The sequence below is a fragment of the Klebsiella grimontii genome (assembly GCF_900200035.1).
GTDB classification, from domain to species: Bacteria; Pseudomonadota; Gammaproteobacteria; order Enterobacterales; family Enterobacteriaceae; genus Klebsiella; species Klebsiella grimontii.
Genome location: NZ_FZTC01000006.1, coordinates 31773 through 52787, shown reverse-complemented (window position 1 = coordinate 52787; position 21015 = coordinate 31773). Strand labels below are relative to the sequence as shown.

At 56.9% G+C, this 21015-nt stretch carries 18 protein-coding genes; 9 read left to right on the top strand and 9 right to left on the bottom strand.

Annotated elements, in window-relative coordinates; all coding sequences use genetic code 11:
• Positions 1-4: 4 nt before the first annotated feature.
• The 6 genes from KOSB73_RS01765 to rhaS (KOSB73_RS01745) all read right to left on the bottom strand — a co-directional run bounded on the left by KOSB73_RS01765 (position 5) and on the right by rhaS (KOSB73_RS01745) (position 6510).
• Positions 5-2602, bottom strand: coding sequence for a glycoside hydrolase family 38 N-terminal domain-containing protein (locus tag KOSB73_RS01765; protein ID WP_098067507.1), 2598 nt, complete (start codon positions 2600-2602; stop codon positions 5-7).
• Between the two features lie 95 nt (positions 2603-2697).
• A complete protein-coding gene (locus KOSB73_RS01760) occupies positions 2698-3825 on the bottom strand; it encodes a PTS fructose transporter subunit IIC (protein WP_098067506.1) in 1128 nt (375 codons plus the stop codon).
• Positions 3818-4132, bottom strand: a complete 315-nt coding sequence (locus KOSB73_RS01755) for a PTS fructose transporter subunit IIB (RefSeq protein ID WP_098067505.1) — start codon at positions 4130-4132, stop codon at positions 3818-3820. Before KOSB73_RS01755 ends, KOSB73_RS01760 begins: the two co-directional genes overlap by 8 nt.
• Positions 4062-4604, bottom strand: coding sequence for a hypothetical protein (locus KOSB73_RS30595; RefSeq protein WP_133116560.1), 543 nt, complete (start codon positions 4602-4604; stop codon positions 4062-4064). Before KOSB73_RS30595 ends, KOSB73_RS01755 begins: the two co-directional genes overlap by 71 nt.
• Before the next feature lie 146 nt (positions 4605-4750).
• Positions 4751-5632 carry an HTH-type transcriptional activator RhaR gene (rhaR, locus tag KOSB73_RS01750; RefSeq protein ID WP_165774976.1) on the bottom strand — a complete coding sequence of 294 codons (882 nt, stop codon included), beginning with the start codon at positions 5630-5632 and terminating at the stop codon, positions 4751-4753.
• 41 nt (positions 5633-5673) lie between these two features.
• Positions 5674-6510: an HTH-type transcriptional activator RhaS gene (gene rhaS / locus KOSB73_RS01745; RefSeq protein ID WP_024360579.1), complete on the bottom strand. Its 837-nt coding sequence runs from the start codon at positions 6508-6510 to the stop codon at positions 5674-5676.
• Between the two features lie 311 nt (positions 6511-6821).
• On the opposite strand from rhaS (KOSB73_RS01745), the gene rhaB reads away from it, so the two are divergent.
• From rhaB to rhaM, 9 genes are all read left to right on the top strand, one after another.
• Positions 6822-8288 (top strand): rhamnulokinase, encoded by a 1467-nt coding sequence (gene rhaB / locus KOSB73_RS01735; protein ID WP_098140192.1) that lies wholly within the window; start codon positions 6822-6824, stop codon positions 8286-8288.
• A complete protein-coding gene (rhaA, locus tag KOSB73_RS01730) occupies positions 8285-9544 on the top strand; it encodes an L-rhamnose isomerase (protein WP_024360580.1) in 1260 nt (419 codons plus the stop codon). The genes rhaB and rhaA overlap by 4 nt, the downstream gene beginning before the upstream one ends.
• A gap of 137 nt (positions 9545-9681) precedes the next feature.
• Positions 9682-10512 (top strand): rhamnulose-1-phosphate aldolase, encoded by an 831-nt coding sequence (gene rhaD / locus KOSB73_RS01725; RefSeq protein WP_004870621.1) that lies wholly within the window; start codon positions 9682-9684, stop codon positions 10510-10512.
• A gap of 82 nt (positions 10513-10594) precedes the next feature.
• Positions 10595-11581, top strand: coding sequence for a rhamnose ABC transporter substrate-binding protein (gene rhaS, locus KOSB73_RS01720; protein WP_004127197.1), 987 nt, complete (start codon positions 10595-10597; stop codon positions 11579-11581).
• Positions 11582-11676: 95 nt separating this feature from the next.
• Positions 11677-13188, top strand: coding sequence for a sugar ABC transporter ATP-binding protein (locus KOSB73_RS01715; protein WP_049085924.1), 1512 nt, complete (start codon positions 11677-11679; stop codon positions 13186-13188).
• Positions 13188-14192, top strand: a complete 1005-nt coding sequence (locus tag KOSB73_RS01710) for an ABC transporter permease (protein WP_098140191.1) — start codon at positions 13188-13190, stop codon at positions 14190-14192. Before KOSB73_RS01715 ends, KOSB73_RS01710 begins: the two co-directional genes overlap by 1 nt.
• Entirely contained in the window at positions 14189-15193 is a 1005-nt protein-coding gene (locus KOSB73_RS01705; RefSeq protein WP_004870627.1) for an ABC transporter permease, read from the top strand. Before KOSB73_RS01710 ends, KOSB73_RS01705 begins: the two co-directional genes overlap by 4 nt.
• A 148-nt stretch (positions 15194-15341) precedes the next feature.
• Entirely contained in the window at positions 15342-16490 is a 1149-nt protein-coding gene (gene fucO / locus KOSB73_RS01700) for a lactaldehyde reductase (RefSeq protein WP_049085925.1), read from the top strand.
• A complete protein-coding gene (gene rhaM / locus KOSB73_RS01695; RefSeq protein WP_004870631.1) occupies positions 16487-16801 on the top strand; it encodes an L-rhamnose mutarotase in 315 nt (104 codons plus the stop codon). The genes fucO and rhaM overlap by 4 nt, the downstream gene beginning before the upstream one ends.
• A gap of 54 nt (positions 16802-16855) precedes the next feature.
• Here rhaM and KOSB73_RS01690 read toward each other — a convergent pair whose 3' ends face one another.
• The 3 genes from KOSB73_RS01690 to KOSB73_RS01680 form a co-directional block, all read right to left on the bottom strand.
• On the bottom strand, positions 16856-18220 hold the full coding sequence (locus KOSB73_RS01690) for a NosD domain-containing protein (protein ID WP_049088285.1): 1365 nt from the start codon (positions 18218-18220) through the stop codon (positions 16856-16858).
• A 96-nt stretch (positions 18221-18316) separates the two neighbouring features.
• Positions 18317-19705, bottom strand: coding sequence for a glycoside-pentoside-hexuronide (GPH):cation symporter (locus tag KOSB73_RS01685; RefSeq protein ID WP_024360585.1), 1389 nt, complete (start codon positions 19703-19705; stop codon positions 18317-18319).
• 69 nt (positions 19706-19774) lie between these two features.
• Positions 19775-20785, bottom strand: coding sequence for a LacI family DNA-binding transcriptional regulator (locus KOSB73_RS01680; protein ID WP_024360586.1), 1011 nt, complete (start codon positions 20783-20785; stop codon positions 19775-19777).
• Positions 20786-21015: the final 230 nt, after the last annotated feature.

Below are 21015 nucleotides of genomic sequence, written 5' to 3'. Positions count from 1 at the left end.
AACGTTATCCTCTAGAGTTCGACGCAATGCGCCAGGTAACAGGTGCGCAGGCGGGCACGCATGTGCGAGGGAGGGCGCAAGGCTGTTCGGCGAGCGTGACCTCGCACAGGTCATCAACCGTTTCAGGCGTCAGGCTGCTAACCGGCTGCGAACCAGGGTTCCAGCCACGCAAAATTAATGCCTCTTCATACTGTGCCTTTTTCAAGGTGCTGAAATGCAGCGCCGTATCCCAGCGCAGCAGGCTGTACGCCGCCGGGAAGGTCTGTTCTGAAGGGTTGGTTTTGAATCGCGCCCAGCCTGAATCCAGCCAGCCAATAGCAGGTGTACGCCAGGCCTCCACTTCGCGCCAGAAGTTCGGGCTTTCACCATCGTGCAGCGGAATCAGGGCGAATCGGGCGGTGAATTCACCTGCAATTTGCGAGTCCGGCGAGGGGAGAGCCATACCGGAAGCCCGGCCCGGTCGCCAGGGCATGCCGGCTTTCCCCAGCCATCCCACGCTGCGCAGCAAGGTGATCGCCAGTACGGACGGACGTTCCTCGGGGATCTCATATTCGCGTAATCCCTCCGTCACCACGCTCATGCCTTGCTGTCCATCGTGCATCATAACCAGACTTTGCATCGGCCAGAGCGCGGTCGGCGCTTCGCTCCAGTTTTCCTGTTGCCAGACATCCAGCGTTGAAGGCCGATTATCGCGGTGAATCAGGCCAAACGGCTGATCGGCGAAATGGACGCTTTGCGCGATGTCAGTGGGTATTTCAACCTGTAGGCGATGATCGCGCAGGGTGTTGTTAACGTGAACCTGCACATCAAGCACGGGACGTTGATGCTCCAGCGTAATCAGCATATTGACGTCGAGCCGCGCATTACGCTGACGACGCAGGCGATCTTCCAGGGTCAACGGAGCAGCAATAGACCAGCTCAGCGCCAGCGTATCGGCCAACGCGCCCTGCTGCCAGGCGACGGACACCAGCGCCCCTTCCGCGCTAATGCGCCAGTCAATTTCCGGCGGGGAATAGTTATAGGTATCCCCCGCATCGCCGCCATCCACCAACTGGATTAAGTCCGCCCAGCGCTTACCGCTGCGTTTATCCAGCAGAACGATGCGCCCCTGCTCAAGCGTCAGGCGCAGCCAGGGATTCTCCAGCGCGCTGTCTGCCGATGACGGAGCGGCAAAATCACACGCCCTCCCTTCTTGCAGATAAAACGTTGTATAGCCGCAGGCGGGCAGAGCGGAGGCTTCCAGTAAGATTTCGCATTTGCGATAAAAAACCGCTTCGCTACTGTTCGACAGCTCCTGGACTATGACCGACATGTCCTGTGATGTTTCGCGCAAGATTTGCCAACGGCAGGTCTGCCCATCACCATCAACAATGCGAAAATCAGCGCCGGGAAGGTATAGCGTCAGCGCTACCAGGCCATCACGTGTGTAGGGCAACGCATTAAAAACCAGGATTTTCTTACCCTGCTGCTGCGCGCTGATCCCTTTCGCCAGCATCTGCATATTCAGTTCATAGAGCTGGCTTGCTTTCTCCTGGCCAGATAACAGCCGGGCTTTTACCATCGCGTTAACCCGGTCAGAGTTACACCCGCCGATGCTATCGTGAGCGTGAGATTTCATCATCTCGCGCCAGATGGCCTCTACCGCCTGCTGCGGATATGGAAGCCCCAGGCGCCAAGCGACGCTGAGCAGCGGTTCAAGCTGGCGGCTGAGGAAATTCTCCAGCCGGGCATTCGCCTGTTTGATATCCATTCGGGTGGAAAAAATCCCACGATGGATACGCATATATTTTGGACTGAGCAGCTCGCCTTCAAAGGTATCCAGCGGCGTGCCGGACTGCGCAAGAGCGGTAAAATAGCGCTTAAAATCACTGCGGATAAAATGATAGTGATTTTGCCGGGCGTTCAGCGCCTCCAGCATCGCGGGTACACCATATTCAAAAGGCGACTGGTCATTGCCGTTGGGCAGTAATAGCTGCGAACTCCGGCTAAAGAGGCCCTGCTTTTCGAGGATCGCAGAGAGCCGCGGCCAGGCCTGCTCCGGCTCAGTAGGCAGCCATTTCGCACAACCATAGCCCTGAGGTAATACTGCCGTCGTGACGCAACTACCGTCCTGGCTGCGCCAGCAAAACTCGCTGTTTTCGCTATCGTATTCACTCCAGCCTCGCCAGATCACGGCATGCTCAATGGCGAACTGATTGAGGAACATCGGTAGCTGCGCGCTCTGGCCAAAGGAGTCCGGAATATAGCCCACGGCCATACGCGGCCCCATTTTTTCGCAGTCCAGCGTTCCCAGCAGCAGGTTGCGGGTGATGGACTCCGCGCCGACCACCAGAAAATCCGTCTGGGTATACCACGGGCCAATTAACAACCGCCCTGCCGCCACCAGCGCCTGCACGCGTTCGCGATTTTCCGGTGCCAGTTGAAAGTAATCTTCGAGCACTACGGTTTGGCCATCAAGCATAAACGGACCTAATGTTTCATCGGCTTCCAGACGTTGCAGGAGATCGGCCATAAAATAATAAAGCAGGGCCTGAGAATCATTCTCCGTAAAATACCATTCGCGATCCCAGTGCGTATGCTGAATTAAATGAACGGTTTTCATTAGTTATATTCCTGTTTTCAGACATGCGTATCCCGTGCAAATATTTATCCACACTGAATAGAAAAAATTTAAATTCAGAGGCGCGTAGCGCGCATCTATCGACTGGCTTTAAATTTGGGCGCTGGTGAGTTTTTTTTCACGCTGTCTTTCTCTGCACTCTCCGCAACCCCGCGAAAAATAAGCAGCGATCCTACTGCGATTATCGCTGAGCCGCAGGCGATAGACAGGACATAAACGGGCCAGCTCTCAACGGCCAGCCAGCCATAGAATCCAGAGATTGGCGCGTGGTTTACCGAGCCTAGCCCTACCGCCATCGCCGCCCCCACGGCAGAGCCAATAACGTTAACGATGATGATGCGCGGGTTTGCCAGCGCAAAAGGAATTGCCCCTTCTGAAACACCGATCAGTCCCATTAACGTCGAGGCTTTTCCCGCTTCTCGTAGCGATTCAGGGAAGCGCGATGACCAGATTAACGTCGCCACGCCCAGACCAATGGGCGGCACAATTATCGCGACCTGCGCGGCGGTGTTGGGATCGTAAATACCGGAAGCGAGCAGCGCCATCGCCGTGGTAACCGCCGCCTTGTTGACCGGCCCGCCGAGGTCAAAGCCCACCATCCCGCCAATCACCGCCGCCAGCAGAACCTTATTTGTCCCGGACATCGACAGCAGCCAGCTTTCCATACCGTGATTCAGTGCCGCCAGCGGCGCGCCAATCACAAAAGCCATAATGATGCAGGTCAGCAGCGTCCCGCCCACTGGCAGAATAAAAATTGGCCCGGCTGAGGCCAGCGCTTTCGGTAGTTTTACGTAGCGATTGAGCGCCCGCACGATATAGCCTGCGACAAATCCCGCCGCCAGCGCGCCCAGAAAGCCGGTTCCCAGATTGCTGGCCAGCAGCCCGCCGACCATACCCGGCGCCAGGCCCGGCTTATTCGCCAGCGCAAAGCTGATATACCCCGCCACCACCGGCAGCATCAGGGATAGCGCCAGACCGCCAAAACCATCGAACTTATGCAGCGCCTGTACCACGATGCTGGCGGCCTGCTCATGGCTGGCGTCCCAGATATTATCAATGCCCCAGGCAGAAGCGCCGATACGCGCAATCCCCATTAACACCGCACCGGCAATGACAAACGGCAGCATCCAGGAAACACCTGTCATAATCGCATTTTTCACTTCAGCGCCCGCCGAAGGCTTCCCTCCCCCCTGAAACTTAGCCATTGGCGACCTCCTGCTCCACCGCTTCAAACACGGCATCGCCAAATTTAATCGGATCGGAAACGGCGCACTCCAGCTTAATCATGCCGTCAAAACGTTCTTTACCATCGATAGCGACATCGGCGGCAATAATGACGGCATCCGCCCGCATCAGGTCGTCATCGGTAATAACGTTCTCCGCACCGAGGCTCCCCTGCGTCTCAACCTTCACTTCATGACCGCGGTTGTTACCCGTCATTTCAAGCGCTTCCGCAGCCATATAGGTATGGGCCACGCCCGTTGGGCAAGCAGCTACACAAACAATGTACATAACGCATCCTTCTGGTCGATTCAGGCGATAAAAAAAGCACAATGGCGAGAATGCGCATTGTGCTTTGAGAAAAACAAATTGGGTTATTTGCGACGCTGTCGCTATCGGCACCGCTGGCGTGGCGGCACACTACAAGCTGATGCAGGCTGGAAATACGGAAGCTGAACGCCAGTTCATCGCGCTTACGCGAGCACAGTAAAGCCTGCGGCAGCAAGCGGCGGCAGTGCCCCTCTTTCTGAACGGCCTGGCTAAACCCGGAACACAGCGCCTGGCCCGCGCAATCCCAAAGCTGGGACCACTTCTGGGTTATCTGGATTTCATCACAAGGCGCAGGAGCAATATCACTTTCAGCCAGGTCGTTGACGGAATTAAACCAGCATGAATCAGCAAGCATGACTTTAATTTTGCTATCGATTGAAAGCAAAATTAAAGTCATGCTTTTTAATACTCGCAATATCAATGAGGTTAACATAAGGCCTCCGTGAAAATAGTACAGCGAGTGTAGAGTAAAAAAAGGGCAATAACTGTGATTTATTCCACAGAGCATTAAATATTTATTTTGTTTTTTACTAAATGCAGAATAAACATTTCAGAAAATACATTACAAAAACTAATCAATCAGACCACTACGCGACTGCGCTGCCGCCACTGCCCCGGCGTCATGCCTATCTCGCGGTTAAACACGACCGAAAAGTAATTGCTGTCTTCAAATCCGCACTGCATCGCCACCTCGCCAATCAGCCGTTCAGTATGCTGCAACAGATACTGCGCGTGGCAGATGCGCAGCTGGCGCAGGTAGTGGTTGATGGTCATCCCCGTCTGCTGACGAAACTGCTGGCGCAGCGCGCGTTCGCTGCACCCTTCCCGCTCGCAAAAACGGTCAAGAAAGAAGGGACGGTTGAGGCTGCCCGCCAGCTCGGTGAGCAGCTTATCGAGCAGCGCTTCGCTTTGCGTCGCCGCCAGATTATCGGTGGCGTAGCGATAGCGCTGAAGAATAAGCGCCAGCTGGGCAAACAGCAGCTCGGCCATATTATTGGCCTGCGCATCGCTGCGGCTGCTCTCATGTTCAAGCTGGGTAATCACCTGCCTGACCTGCGCCATGCCGCTGCTGCCAATCCGCCAGTGCGGAACCCACGGAGTACCGAACAGGCCGGGAATGTGCGCCGCCCAGTCAAAGTTAAGCCGCAGCCGGTCCGGGCAGTAAATGACGTTTTGCAGGACGAGATCGTTCACCGAGGCGTAGGAGTGTTTGTCTTCCGCGCGGATATAGAACAGATCGCCGCGGGTAATGCGCCACGGGCGATCGTTAAGGACGTGCAGGCCGTTCCCCCGCCACACCAGCACCAGTTCGCAGAACTCGTGGGTGTGCTCGGCGAAGACGTTTTGCGGATAGCGATCCGCTACCGCCACCGCCTGAGCGGGAGAGGCGAAAAATTCATCTTTGCGAAGAATCAGCTGAGCTGCCACGACATCAACTCCAAACGCGAAAAAACGAGTCATTATTCGCGTTTATGCCTGCTAAAACGTTGACTGTTCTCGCGTTACTGAAGAATGGCGTCGCGTCCCTGGCGAATATCGCGCGGCGACCAGGCAAACTCCCGGCGAAAAAGCGTCGAAAAGTGGTTACTGTCGCCGAATCCGCAGCGATAGGCGATATCGGTCACGCTGTCATCGCTATGGCGCAGCAGGTGGCGCGCCTTCATCAACCGCACCCGATTCAGATAGCGCTGCGGCGTCAGCCCGGTTTGCTGTTTTAACTGGCGATGCAGGGTTCGCAGGGAGAGTGAAAACCGCGCCGCGACCTCTTCCCAGCAGATATCTTCGGCAAAATGATCTTCCAGCCAGGCCATTAAATGGTTCAGCCGCGCCTCGTTGTCCGACGCCCCTTCCGCCAGGCTGCTTTTACGCAGGTGCACCAGCAGTTGCATAAATAAAATCTCGCGGCTGGCGATAGCGTGCATATCCGCATCCGCGCCGACCTCCTCCATCTGCTCCACAATCTGGCGCACCTGCTGCAAAGCACTCTGATTAACCCGCCAGTGCGAAAGGTAATTTCCCTCCTGCTCCTGCGGCAGCAGCGCGTTCAGGCCGGACAAAAAGCGAAACGCGTCCGGCGCGCGATAGAGCACATTGGTCAGGCACAAATTATCGGTATGTTCGTAGAGATGGCGGTCGTGATCGCGAATAAAGCAGACAGAACCGCCGCTGATGGTGTAGGGCTGGCCGTTGAAAACGTGAATTCCCGTACCGTGTTCCACAATAACAATCTCATGAAAATCATGGTGATGTTCGGGAAAAGCGGATTGCGGGAGCCGCGGCTCAATGGCGACAGCTGAAACGCCGGACTTAAAGAAATCCACACTGTGCAACATGGTCATAGCAGCTCCTCGAAATGAGAAATGTTATCAATCAGTGGAGCAAATAGTAATTAAGGGGCGGCGATCCGGCCTTCAATTTTTGACCGTAAAAATCGTAAAGCCTGCCGCTTTTTCAAGAAATGACGGGAAAGATCGGGAACTGCGGACAACATCACATCCCTCACGCCACCGCGGAGAAAACGAAACTGTGACCTCTCTCACGGTCACCTTTGCTTTCTTGCCAGCGGCCAATTTTCCCTGTCAGTAACAAGAAGGTGAGCCTGACGCGACTTTTTTAGACTGCATGCAATGATTTTCACAAGGATCTTCCCATGAGTCTTCGTCATTGTGTCGCCGTCGATTTAGGCGCCTCCAGCGGGCGGGTGATGCTGGCCAGCTATCAACCCGGCCAGCAAACCCTGGCCCTGCGCGAAATTCACCGCTTTACCAATAGTCTGCAGAAGGTCGATGGCTTCGACTGCTGGGATCTCGATAGCCTGGAAGGGGAAATTCGCCGCGGTCTGGAGAAGGTCTGCGAACAAGGCATCCTGATCGACAGCATCGGCATTGATACCTGGGGCGTGGATTATGTCCTGCTGGATAAACGGGGCCAGCGCGTCGGCCTGCCGGTTTCCTATCGCGACTCCCGCACCCAGGGCCTGATGCGCCACGCCGAAGCCCAGCTGGGCCGCGCGGAAATCTATCGCCGCAGCGGCATTCAGTTTCTGCCGTTTAACACCCTTTATCAGCTGCGCGCGCTGGTTGAACAGCAGCCGGAGCTGGTCAGCCAGGCCGCGCACGCGCTGCTGATCCCGGACTACTTTAGCTTCCGCCTGACCGGCAACATGAACTGGGAATACACCAACGCCACCACCACGCAGCTGGTCAACATCAACAGCGATAGCTGGGATGAAGACCTGCTGAACTGGAGCGGCGCGCCGCGCGAATGGTTCGGTACGCCGACCCATCCCGGCAACGTCATCGGCCACTGGATTTGCCCGCAGGGCAATCACATTCCGGTGGTCGCCGTCGCCAGCCACGATACCGCCAGCGCGGTTATCGCCTCGCCGCTGGCCAGCAAAAACGCCGCGTATCTCTCTTCCGGGACCTGGTCGCTGATGGGCTTTGAAAGCAAAATCCCCTGCACCAGCGATGCGGCGCTAAGGGCCAATATTACCAACGAAGGCGGCGCCGAAGGCCGCTATCGGGTGCTGAAAAATATTATGGGTCTGTGGCTGCTACAGCGGGTGCTCAGGGAGCAAAACGTCAGCGACCTGCCGGCGCTGATCGCGCGTACCGCCGCGCTTCCGGCCTGCCGCTTCGTCATCGATTGTAACGATGACCGCTTTATCAACCCGGACGACATGAGCGCGGAAATTCAGGCCGCCTGCCGCGAATCCGGGCAGCCGGTTCCTGATACCGACGCTGAGCTGGCGCGCTGCATTTTCGACAGCCTGGCGCTGCTCTACGCCCGGGTGCTCAACGAGCTGGCGGCGCTGCGCGGTCAGCCGTTCAGCCAGCTGCATATCGTCGGCGGCGGCTGCCAGAACGAACTGCTTAACCAGCTGTGCGCCGACGCCTGCGGCATCACCGTGGTTGCCGGCCCGGTTGAGGCCTCCACGCTTGGCAATATTGGTATCCAGCTGATGACCCTGGATGAGTTGAACAACGTCGATGAATTCCGTCAGGTGGTACGACAAAACTACGCCCTCACTACCTTTACCCCTAATCCTGAAAATGAAATTGCCCGCTTCGTCGCGCAGTTTCAGCCACAACAGAACAAGGAGCTTTGCGCATGACCACTCAACTTGAACAAGCCTGGGAAATTGCCAAACAGCGCTACGCCAGCGTCGGCGTGGACGTCGAGGAGGCCTTGCGCCAGCTGGATCGCCTGCCCGTGTCCATGCACTGCTGGCAGGGCGATGACGTCGTCGGTTTCGAAAACCCGGAAGGAAGCCTGACCGGCGGTATTCAGGCCACCGGCAACTATCCGGGCAAAGCGCGTAACGCCAGCGAGCTGCGCGCCGACCTTGAGCAGGCGATGAGCCTGATCCCCGGGCCAAAACGCCTGAACCTGCACGCGCTCTATCTGGAGTCCGACACGCCGGTATCGCGCAATGAAATTAAGCCGGAGCACTTTAAAAACTGGGTTGAGTGGGCGAAAACCAACAAGCTGGGGCTGGATTTTAACCCCTCCTGCTTCTCGCATCCGCTAAGCGCCGACGGCTTTACGCTGTCGCACGCCAACGATGAAATCCGTCAGTTCTGGATCGATCACTGTAAGGCCAGCCGCCGTATTTCCGCTTACTTCGGCGAGCAGCTGGGCACGCCATCGGTGATGAATATCTGGATCCCGGACGGCATGAAGGATATTACCGTCGACCGCTTCGCGCCGCGCCAGCGCCTGCTGAACGCGCTCGATGAAGTGATTAGCGAAAAGCTCGACCCGGCACACCACATCGACGCCGTGGAGAGCAAGCTGTTCGGTATCGGCGCGGAAAGCTACACCGTCGGCTCCAACGAGTTCTACATGGGTTACGCCACCAGCCGCCAGACCGCCCTGTGCCTGGATGCCGGCCACTTCCATCCGACGGAGGTCATCTCCGACAAGATCTCCGCCGCGATGCTCTATATCCCGCGCCTGCTGCTGCACGTCAGCCGCCCGGTACGCTGGGACAGCGACCACGTGGTGCTGCTGGATGACGAAACCCAGGCCATCGCCAGCGAAATCATCCGTCACGATCTGTTCGACCGCGTGCATATCGGCCTCGATTTCTTCGACGCTTCGATTAACCGCATCGCGGCGTGGGTTATTGGTACCCGCAATATGAAGAAAGCGCTGCTGCGCGCCCTACTGGAGCCGACCGCCCAGCTGCGTCAGTTGGAAGCCGACGGCGATTACACCGCGCGTCTGGCGCTGCTGGAAGAGCAGAAGTGCCTGCCGTGGCAGGCCATCTGGGAGATGTACTGTCAGCGTCACGATACGCCGGCGGGCAGCCAGTGGCTGGATAACGTACGCGCTTATGAAAATGCGGTTCTGAGCCAGCGCGGGTAATGCCTGGCCGTTCCCCGGGTCGCGGCCGGGCTACGAACCGGTAGCCCGGATAAGCCGTTTACGGCGCAATCCGGGGGCTCGCACATATTCAGGGTGAGGGGCCAACCCCGCGCCGAATCAACAGGAAAGACAAGACTATGCAGACCATTATCGACGCCTGGTTCGTCCAGGGCATGATTAAAGCCACTTCCGACGCCTGGCTAAAAGGCTGGGACGAGCGCAACGGCGGCAACCTGACGCTGCGCCTGGACGAAGCGGATATTGAACCCTACGCGGCGGATTTTCACGCCAAACCGCGCTATATCGCCCTGAGCCAGCCGATGCCGACGCTGGCTAACCAGCCGTTTATCGTCACCGGTTCCGGTAAATTCTTCCGTAACGTCCAGCTCGACCCGGCGGCTAACCTCGGGGTGGTGAAAGTCGACAGCGACGGCGCGGGATACCATATTTTGTGGGGCCTGACCAACGACGCGGTGCCCACTTCCGAGCTGCCGGCGCACTTCCTGTCGCACAGCGAGCGCATCAAGCTGACCAACGGCAAAGACCGGGTGATCATGCACTGTCATGCCACCAACCTGATCGCCCTGACTTACGTGCTGGAGAACAGCAGCGATCTGTTCACCCGCAAGCTGTGGGAAGGCAGCACCGAATGTCTGGTGGTCTTCCCGGACGGCGTCGGCATCCTGCCGTGGATGGTGCCGGGCACCGACGAAATCGGCCAGGCCACCGCCGAGGCGATGCAGAAACATTCGCTGGTGCTGTGGCCGTTCCACGGCGTTTTCGGCAGCGGCCCCAATCTGGACGAAACCTTCGGCCTGATCGATACCGCTGAGAAATCCGCCGAGGTGCTGGTGAAAGTCTATTCAATGGGCGGGATGAAACAAACCATCACCCGCGAAGAGCTGATAGCTCTTGGCAAACGCTTCAACGTTCACCCCCTGCAGTCCGCGTTAGACCTTTATCAATAACAACATCGCGCCCCGCTCACCGAGACGGGGCGAAAAAATCACCTGCAAACCCTACAAAACTAACTCATGTGGAGTAAAAGCAATGAAAACAAACACAAGCTTGATCCTCACCGTTGCCATCCTGGCGTTGTCCGGTTCCGCTTTAGCCGAAGTCAAAATCGCCCTCGTGGCGAAATCATTGGGAAATGGATTCTTCGAAGCAGCGAACGTCGGCGCGCAGGAGGCGGCCAAAGAGTTAGGCGATGTCAAAGTGATCTATACCGGCCCGACCACTACCACCGCCGAAGCGCAGATCGAAGTGCTCAATGGTTTGATCGCCCAGGGGGTGGATGCGATCGCCATTTCCGCTAACGATCCCGACGCCGTGGTGCCGGTGCTGAAAAAAGCGATGCAGCGCGGTATTAAGGTGGTCTCCTGGGACTCCGGCGTCGCGCCAGCGGGCCGCCAGATCCACCTTAACCCATCCAACAATGCGCTGATTGGCGAAACCAACGTCAAGCTCGCCGCCGATGCGCTGAAGGCGCTGAACGTAGAAAAAGGCGACGTGGCGATTTTAAGCGCCACCCCCACCTCCACCAACCAGAACATCTGGATTGAGGAGATGAAAAAGGTGCTGCCGCAGTATCCGTCCGTCAATCTGGTGACCGTCGCCTACGGGGACGATCTGTCGGATAAAAGCTACCGCGAAGCGGTGGGCCTGCTGAAGTCATACCCGGATCTGAAAGTGATTGTTTCGCCTTCGTCGGTGGGGATCGTGGCCGCCGCGCAGGCGGTAAAAGATCAGGGCAAAATCGGCAAGGTCTACGTCACCGGGCTGGGGCTGCCGTCGGAAATGGCCGGGGCGATTAAGTCCGGCGCCAGCAAAAGCTTCGCCATCTGGAACCCGATTGACCTCGGCTACGCCGCCACGTATCTGGCCGACGATTTAGTCAAAGGCACGGCGACCAAAACCGAAGCCAATATGGGCAAGCTGGGCAAAGTGAAGCTGGACGCCGACGGTAGCGGCGCGATGGCCGAGCCGTTCGTCTACGATGCCAGCAACATCGATAAGTTCTCAAAAATCTTCTGATCCCCCTTACCGGCCCTCTCTCCTCAAGGGCGAGGGAACAACCCCCTCCCTCGCTCTTTGGGGGAGGGTAAAGGGTAATTTTACGGAGAACTATCATGTCAGCATCCACCCCACTGCTGTCGCTGAAGGGCATCACCAAGGTTTTTCCCGGTGTGCGCGCCCTTGAAAACGTGCAGCTCGATCTGTGGCCCGGCAAAGTGACCGCTTTAATCGGCGAAAACGGCGCGGGGAAATCGACGCTGGTCAAAGTGATGACCGGCATTTATCAGCCCGAAGAGGGCGAGATTCTCTATAAAGCGATCCCTATCCAACTGCCGAACCCGGAGTCGGCGCACAAGGTCGGGATCACCGCGATTCATCAGGAAACCGTGCTGTTTGACGAACTCTCGGTCAGCGAAAATATCTTCGTCGGCCAGTATCTGCATCGCGGCCTGCTGAAGAAGCTCGACTGGCCCGCCATGCACCGCAAAGCCAGCGAAATTCTCACCCGCCTTGAGGTGCAGATTGACCCGCGCGCGACGCTGAAAACCCTCAGCATCGCCCAGCGCCATATGGTCGCCATTGCCCGGGCGCTCTCCTTTGAAGCCCAGGTGGTGATCCTCGATGAGCCGACCGCCGCGCTCTCGCAGCATGAAATTCTAGAGTTTTATCAAATCGTTGAGCGCCTGAAGCAGGACGGCAAAGCGATCCTGTTTATCTCGCATAAGTTCGATGAGATTTTCGAGCTGGCGGACTACTACACCATTCTGCGCGACGGCGTGTACGTCAGCTCCGGCGCGATTAACGACATCACCGAAGAGCGGATGGTGGCGATGATGGTGGGCCGCGCGATTACCCAAACCTATCCGAAAGTCGACTGTATTCCGGGAGAAACGGTGCTGGAGGTAAAAGACCTCTGCCACCCCACCGAGTTCGCCCATATCAGCTTCAGCCTGCGCAAAGGGGAGATTCTTGGCTTTTACGGCCTGGTGGGCGCCGGGCGCACCGAGCTGATGCAGGCGCTCTCCGGGGTCTCGCATCCCTCTTCCGGCGATATCGTGCTGAAGGGCAAACCGATGCGCTTTCGCCAGCCCGCCGACGCCATCAGCGCCGGTATCGTCTGCGTGCCGGAAGAGCGGCAGAAGCAGGGAGCGATTATCGCCCTGCCGATCGCCCAGAACATCAGCCTGCCGCAGCTCAGCAAACTGAACCCCGGCGGCGTGCTTAACGATGCCCGCGAATGGCGGCTGGCGGATGAGTACGCCTCGCGCCTGCAGGTTAAGGCCTTTAGCTGGCGGCAGGCGGTGGAGACCCTTTCCGGCGGCAATCAGCAAAAAGTGGTGATCGGTAAATGGCTGGCGACCCATCCCGAGGTGATTATCCTCGACGAACCGACCAAAGGCATCGATATCGGCTCCAAAGCGGCGGTGCACCAGTTTATGTCCGAACTGGTCAGCCAGGGGCTGGCGGTGATTATGGTCTCTTCGGAGCTGCCGGAAGTGATGGGTATGGCCGACCGGATTATCGTGATGCATGAAGGGCTGATGGTCGCCGAGTACCGCGCCGGTGAAGCGACGGCGGAAACCATCGTCAGCGCCGCCAGCGGCATTGGTCAGGAGGCAGCGTAATGTGGCGACAACTACTGAAACACCGCGAAGCGCTGCTGGCGGCGGTCATCATTTTGATGATCGGTGCGATCGGCAGCCGGGCGCCGTCATTCGTCTCGCCGGGCAATCTGGTGGAGATGTTTAACGACACCGCCATTCTGATCATCCTCGCCCTCGGCCAGATGATGGTGCTGCTCACCAAAGGCATCGATCTGTCGATGGCCGCCAACCTGGCGCTGACCGGGATGATCGTCGCCCTGCTCAACGCCCACTATCCGGGTATCCCGGTGGCGGCGCTGCTGGCGCTGGCGACCCTGCTGGGCCTGCTGATGGGGATGATTAACGGTCTTCTGGTCTGGCGGCTCGGTATTCCGGCCATCGTGGTCACCTTGGGCACCATGAGTATTTACCGCGGGATTATCTTCCTGCTCTCCGACGGTGGCTGGGTGAACTCGCACCAGATGAGCGCCGATTTTCTCGGCCTGCCGCGCGCCTCGCTGCTGGGGCTGCCGCTGCTGAGCTGGTGCGCCATCGCCGCGCTGCTGCTGGTGGGCTATTTCCTGCGCTACAGCCGTACCGGCCGGGCCTTGTACACCGCGGGCGGCAACGCGACGGCGGCGTACTACACCGGGATTAACGCCGGAAAAATGCAGTTTGTCAGCTTCTGCCTCTCCGGCGCGCTGGCCGGGTTCTGCGGCTATCTGTGGATCTCGCGTTTCGCCGTCGCCTATGTCGATGTCGCCAACGGTTTTGAACTGCAAGTGGTCGCCGCCTGCGTCATCGGCGGCATCAGCACCATGGGCGGAACAGGTCGCGTGATCGGCTGCCTGTGCGGCGCGCTGTTCCTCGGCGTTATCAATAACGCGCTGCCGGTGATTGGCATTTCGCCGTTCTGGCAAATGGCCATTTCCGGCGCGGTGATCGTGATTGCGGTGCTGCTTAACGAGCGCAGCAATAAGACCCACGGGCGGTTAATCCTGCGCAACGCGGCGCTGGCGCGGCAGAAACAGGCGGTGAAATCATGAGCAAAATAATGATGTCTGAAGAGATGAAAAGCGCCCCGGCCGCGCCGTCGCCGCTGCGTCGTCTGCTGTGCTGGGAAGGGTTTCTGCTGGCGGTGACCCTCGCGGTATTCGTGGTTAACGCCCTGGCGTCGCCCTACTTCCTTAATATCTGGAACCTGTCGGACGCCACGTTTAACTTCACCGAAAAAGCGATCATCGTGCTGCCGATGGCGATGTTGATTATCGCCAGAGAGATCGACCTTTCGGTGGCGTCGACGATGGCGCTGAGCTCAACGGCAATGGGCTTCTGCGCGGCGGCGGGTATGGATACGCCGCTGCTGGTGGCCGTCGGGCTGGGCGTGGGGCTGCTGTGCGGCCTGTTCAACGGTATCCTGGTGACGCGCTTTAACCTGTCGTCGATCGTCATCACCATCGGCACCATGAGCCTGTATCGCGGGATAACCTACATTCTGCTCGGCGACAAGGCGCTCAACCACTACCCGGAGAGCTTCGCCTGGTTCGGCCAGGGCTACGTATGGGGGGCGCTCTCTTTTGAGTTCGCGCTGTTTATCCTCCTCGCCGCCGCCTTTACCTTCCTGCTGCATAAAACCAACTTTGGCCGCCGGACCTACGCCATCGGCAATAACCCGACCGGGGCCTGGTTCTCCGGCATCAACGTTAAGCGCCACAATCTGATGCTGTTCGCGCTGGTCGGGCTGATGGCCGGGCTGGCGGCGGTACTGCTGACCTCGAGGCTCGGCAGCACGCGTCCGACGCTGGCGATGGGCTGGGAGCTGGCGGTCGTCACCATGGCGGTGCTCGGCGGCGTCAATATTCTCGGCGGCTCCGGCAGCATGGTGGGGGTGATTATCGCCGCCTTCCTGATGGGGCTGGTGACGTTTGGCCTGAGCCTGCTCAACGTGCCGGGGATCGTGATGTCGATCATCATCGGCGCGATGCTGATCGTGGTGATCTCGCTGCCGATTATTACCCGGCGGATGATGCAGCGAAGACGAATTTAATTTCCCCCTCATCCTCAATCCCGGAGGCGGTGCTACGCACCTGTCCGGGCTACCGGCCCACCCTGTAGCCCGGGTAAGGCGCCAGCCGCGACCCGGGGATGGGTGAGGGGAAACGGATTTCCCAAAATCAATATTAAGGAGAATTATCATGAGTTTTATGTTGGCACTGCCCAAAATCAGCCTTCACGGCGCAGGCGCAATCGGCGATATGGTCAAGCTGGTGGCGGGTAAACGCTGGGGCAAGGCGCTGATCGTCACCGACGGCCAACTGGTGAAGCTGGGGCTGCTCGACAGCCTGTTCGCCGCTATGGATGAACAGCAGATGGCTTACCATCTGTTTGACGAGGTGTTCCCTAACCCCACCGAGGCGCTGGTGCAAAAAGGCTACGCGGCGTATTGCGAGGCCGGGTGCGATTACCTTATCGCCTTCGGCGGCGGCAGCCCGATTGATACCGCCAAAGCGGTCAAAATCCTCACCGCCAACCCGGGGCCATCGACCGCCTACTCCGGGGTCGGCAAAGTGACCAACCCCGGCGTGCCGCTGGTGGCGATCAACACGACCGCCGGAACGGCGGCGGAGATGACCAGCAACGCGGTGATCATCGACGCCGAGCGCCAGGTGAAAGAGGTGATTATCGACCCCAATATCATCCCGGATATTGCCGTCGATGACGCCAGCGTGATGCTGGATATTCCGCCCGCCATTACCGCCGCCACCGGCATGGACGCGCTGACCCACGCCATTGAAGCCTTCGTGTCCGTTGGCGCGCATCCGCTGACCGACGCCAACGCCCTGGAGGCGATTCGCCTGATCAACCTGTGGCTGCCGAAAGCCGTGGACGACGGACATAACCTTGAAGCCCGCGAGCAGATGGCGTTTGGCCAGTATCTGGCGGGCATGGCGTTTAACAGCGCCGGTCTCGGCCTGGTGCACGCGCTGGCCCATCAGCCGGGCGCCACCCACAACCTGCCGCACGGCGTGTGCAACGCCATCCTGCTGCCGATCATCGAAAACTTTAACCGCCCGAACGCCATCTCCCGTTTCGCCCGCGTGGCGCAGGCGATGGGCGTCGATACCCGCGGCATGAGCGATGAGGCGGCCAGCATGGAGGCGATTAACGCCATCCGCGCGCTGAGCAAACGCGTCGGCATTCCGCAAGGCTTCAGCCAGCTTGGCGTTAGCAAAGCCGATATCGAAGGCTGGCTGGACAAAGCGCTGGCCGACCCGTGCGCGCCGTGCAACCCGCGCGCCGCCAGCCGCGATGAAGTCCGCGAGCTCTATCTGGAGGCCTTATGATCCGCAAAGCTTTCGTCATGCAGGTCAACCCGGACGCGCATGAAGAGTATCAGCGCCGTCATAACCCCATCTGGCCGGAGCTCGAAGCGGTGCTGAAGGCCCACGGCGCGCACCGCTACGCGATTTATCTCGATAAACAGCGCAACCTGCTGTTCGCCACGGTGGAGATTGAATCGGAAGCGCGCTGGGACGCCGTCGCCAACACGGAGGTGTGCCAGCGCTGGTGGCGCCATATGCGCGATGTGATGCCCGCCAACCCGGATAACAGCCCGGTAAGCGCGGAGCTTAAAGAGGTGTTTTATCTCGATTAAATCCATGACGGCCCCGCTGCGTTTAGCGGGGCCACCGCTTGAGGTTGAAGAGCGTTAAATCGTTCCGGGAACGGGCGTGGCCCTGAAGGCGTTTACCGCCCTGTCCATCAGCACCTGACTGTCGCTTCCGCTATCCAGTATCGTGTTTTGCGCAGAGCTCTTTTCTACCAGCACGGCGACCGCATCGAGGGCTTTTAATCTGTCCGTGGTGAGCAAGGCGCTGACCTGCGCCGCAAAACAGGCATCCTCTTCCGACGGTTGCGCCTGCGCCGCCGACGCCTCAGTTGTCGCCACGATATGGTTATTGGCAAGGTAGTTTTCCTTACCGGCAACAAGACGGATGACGATCGGCTTTATTCCCCGCGGCTTGAGATACTGGACATCGAGGGTTTCGGAAATATGATTGGCAATTATCGAGTTATTACTTCCCTCAATATACAGCAAGCCATAGGTATCATCCCGCCCATTGTCATAAGCCTGCATCGGCGGCCAGGGCTCACGATCGCGCAAGAAGTGGTTTGCCGAGATCAGATTCTCCGCGCAGTTGTTCTCCATTATCAGCATGCCTGGATAAAACGAATGGAATCGATTGCTGGTGACGCAGGAGCGTACAACGCCGGATAAGTGGACGCTGCTGGCGCCGCGCGGGAAAATATTGTTGGTAGAAATTAATAACCCGCCGAAGTTTTGCGCGTAAATGGAATAGCCTTTATAGCCTGCGCCAATCAGGTTATCGGTTATTTTTGACGCCTGCCCAGCGCCGCGGAGCTCGATACAGTTACCGCATTCGGCAATAAAGTTATTATGGATCGCCATCGCATCGCTGTTGTACGCGGTGAGGCCATGCTCGAGGTAGATGAACCCCATCCCGGTGATCCGAAAGGCGTCCTGCGCGCTGGCGATATAAATTCCAGTTTTACCGTTGGTGTAGGTATTTTCCGGGTCGTTGTTTCCCAGCCCATCATCAACAAAGTGCAGGCCATCAATACAGAAGTTTTCGAACGCGACCGAACTGATACGCGGCGCCCCGCTGCGCTTTACATAAAACGCGGCGCCGGCGTGCTCTTCATCGCCGTCCTGCGGGCAGAGATCGACCAGGATACGGCTCCCGCCCGGCCACAGATCGTGCAGGTTCGCCCATTCATCCGCAGGGGTATTAAAGCGAATACTTGAAGAGACAAAACCATGCCCGGCGCCCATTATTTTTAAATAGCTTATATCAATCAAGACCTGCGTCGTCAGATGATAATCGCCGGGCGGGATAAAAATAGCGGCGCCCGGTTTTCCACCGTCGTTGATATCGGTTTCGGTTTGCCGGGATTTAATATCGGCGATAATACTATTAATCACTTCGCCAATATCCTGATAGGGATTACCCACCGGCCACCGCGTGACGTCATAATAATTTTCAGGCACCATAAAACCTCCTTTGATATTAAATGGAAATCAATAAAAAATATTTAAATCGTAGATATATCATTGTTGAATAAAACCGATACTCTGCGCTCCCGATCATTAACCGCGGCCTTTTTCCAGCTCGCGCTTTGCCAGATCCGTTTTAATTCTTTCAAGAAAAGCGTTATTGAGCTTAAAGTAGCGCACCAGATACGCGCTGATGAAATAGCTCACCATCGGCAGCAGGGAGAACATCACGATAATGCCCTGGAGGGTTTGCGAATTTTGCTGCGGCTCATTCGCGACATAGCCGGTAAACGCCAGAATCCAGGCGACGATAGCGCCGGCCACCGCCAGCCCCATTTTCAGCATAAAAAGATTACCGGCGAAGGAGATACCGGTCAGGCGTTTACCAAATTTCCAGTCGCCGTAGTCGTCGACGTCGGACATCATCGCCCACAGAATAGGGCCAGACTGGATGAGATGCAGGACGTTAATAATGATGAACAGCGTCATCAGCGGGGTCAGCGATTGCGGATCAATAAACCACAGCGCAAACGAGAGAATACCAAGGATAATATTAATAACGCGGAACAGCGCCAGCTTATCAAAACGATCGGTAAGCGGTTTGGCAAGCACGCTGCCCAGCATATTACAGGCCACGCCCAGCGCCATAAAGAAGGTAATAAATCCGACAGACGCCTTCATCACATAGGTAGCATAATAGATGGTTACACCGCCGCGGATAAATGCCGGGAAAACGTTCAGGAAGGTAATAGAGATCATCAATAGCCACTGATCGTTTTTGATGATATCGCGCAGGTCTTTCTTTAACGACTCGTTTTGCTTCACCGACACCACCCGCTCTTTAATGCTGGAGAAGCAGAACAGGAACATTAGCGTTGCCGCGCCGCCCATAATGATCATGGTCAGTTGGAAACCGGAGGCGCGATCGCCGTTACCCAGCCAGTCCGTTAACGGCAGAATAGAGGAGGAAATAATTAATGTCGCCAGGCCATTAAGGAAAAAGCGCCAGGACAGACAGCCCATACGCTCTTTCTGATTGAGGGTAATCACGCCGCCGACTGAGCAATAGGGAATATTAATCGCGGTGTAAATCAGCGACATGACAAGGTAGGTGACCCAGGCATAGATAATCTTGCCGTTCATGCTGAGATCGGGGGTAGTAAACATCAGTACCGCGCCCAAGCCAAACGGAAACGCCATCCATAATAACCATGGGCGGAATTTACCCCAGCGCGAGACGGTGCGGTCGCAGATTGCCCCCATTAGCGGATCGCTAAAAGCGTCAAAGATACGGATAACCAGGAATAATGTGCCAACCACCCCGGCATTCAGGCCATAAACATCGGTATAAAACCACGTCAGATATAGCGCCAGGACGCTCCATATCATTCCCGACCCGGCGTCACCCATGCCGTAGCCGATCTTCTCCCTGAGCCCGAGCTTTTCATAAGCGCCTGGCTTTTCCATTGCGGTAGCAGACATAAATACACCTATTTTTTGTTAAAAGGAGCCCATGACGCTAACGTTGCGCCATTACTAAATACCTATCCCTTACAGGGAGGTAATATTAATCTTTACGCTGCTCTCGCGGATAATTAACCGGGAGACGATTTCATGCATTTCAATACTGTCCGGCTGCTGTTGATGCTTTACCATCTGGAACGCGAGGTGAGCAATTTCATTGACCGGCTGTGCCACGCTGGTAATTTTTTTGGTTTGCGCCAGCAGGGTATTATCAAAACTGGCAATAGCGATATCTTCTGGAATGGAGATACCTTTTTCTTTAAGCCCATCGATAATATAGTTGGCAGCAATATCGTTATAAACCAACAGGCATGAACAGGTACGATCTGGCTCGCTGAGCTTCTCGATAATGACATCAAGAATTTGAATATGCCCGGAAACTCTCTCACCTTCACCTTTGGTTATCCAGAACGAATTATCTTTGGCGAGCGTTAAGCCGTGGCTCGCTATTTTTTTGCTATACGACGATACCTTGCGATTATCAACGCCTTCCTGGGCAACAAAGCCAAATGAAACATGACCCGTGTGGATAAAATGTTCCGCAATGCTTTCCGCCCCGCGATCCTGATTAATCGAAACGGAATTAAAGAAGCGGGACACCTGGGTGACGATGGCGACCGGGATGCGGGTAATGGTTAACCATTCGGAAAGTTCGGCCTCCGCTTCCGTCGGTACCCATAACAAACTGTCAATGCCCATTCCCACCAGGGTATGAATAATATGTTTATCCTGCTGCGGCTGATTCTGATGCGTTTTAACGATCACCGATTTGCCAATATACCGGGCCTCTTCCTCCACTGTCGCCAGCAGTTCACAGAAGTGAGGATTCATCAGATTAGGCAACACCACACCAATCAGCCCTGAACATTTACCGCTAAGCTGAAACGAACTCTTACTGGGCACATAGCAGAGATAATCCATCGCATCGCGTACCGCCTGCCGGGTTTCCGGCACCACGCTGGGATGATTGTTAAGCACTCGTGATACGGTCGCCGTCGAGACCCCCGCTCTTTTCGCTACGTCTTTGATCGATGCCATGATGATTGAGTACGCCCCCTAACACTGGTGCTTACTATAAATTGTGATCGCGATCGGAAATGTAAGCCAGTTCACATGTTGCTTTGTTACATGGAAGCACGTTCGGCCTTCTCAATTTAGCTGGCTGAGACAAGTTTAATCGGAAGGGCGTGTATGAAAGGGCCTCATCCTTATAATCCATGTAAACCACAACGTTGTGGATTTCATGTTCACTAAGAATGAGGCATTGG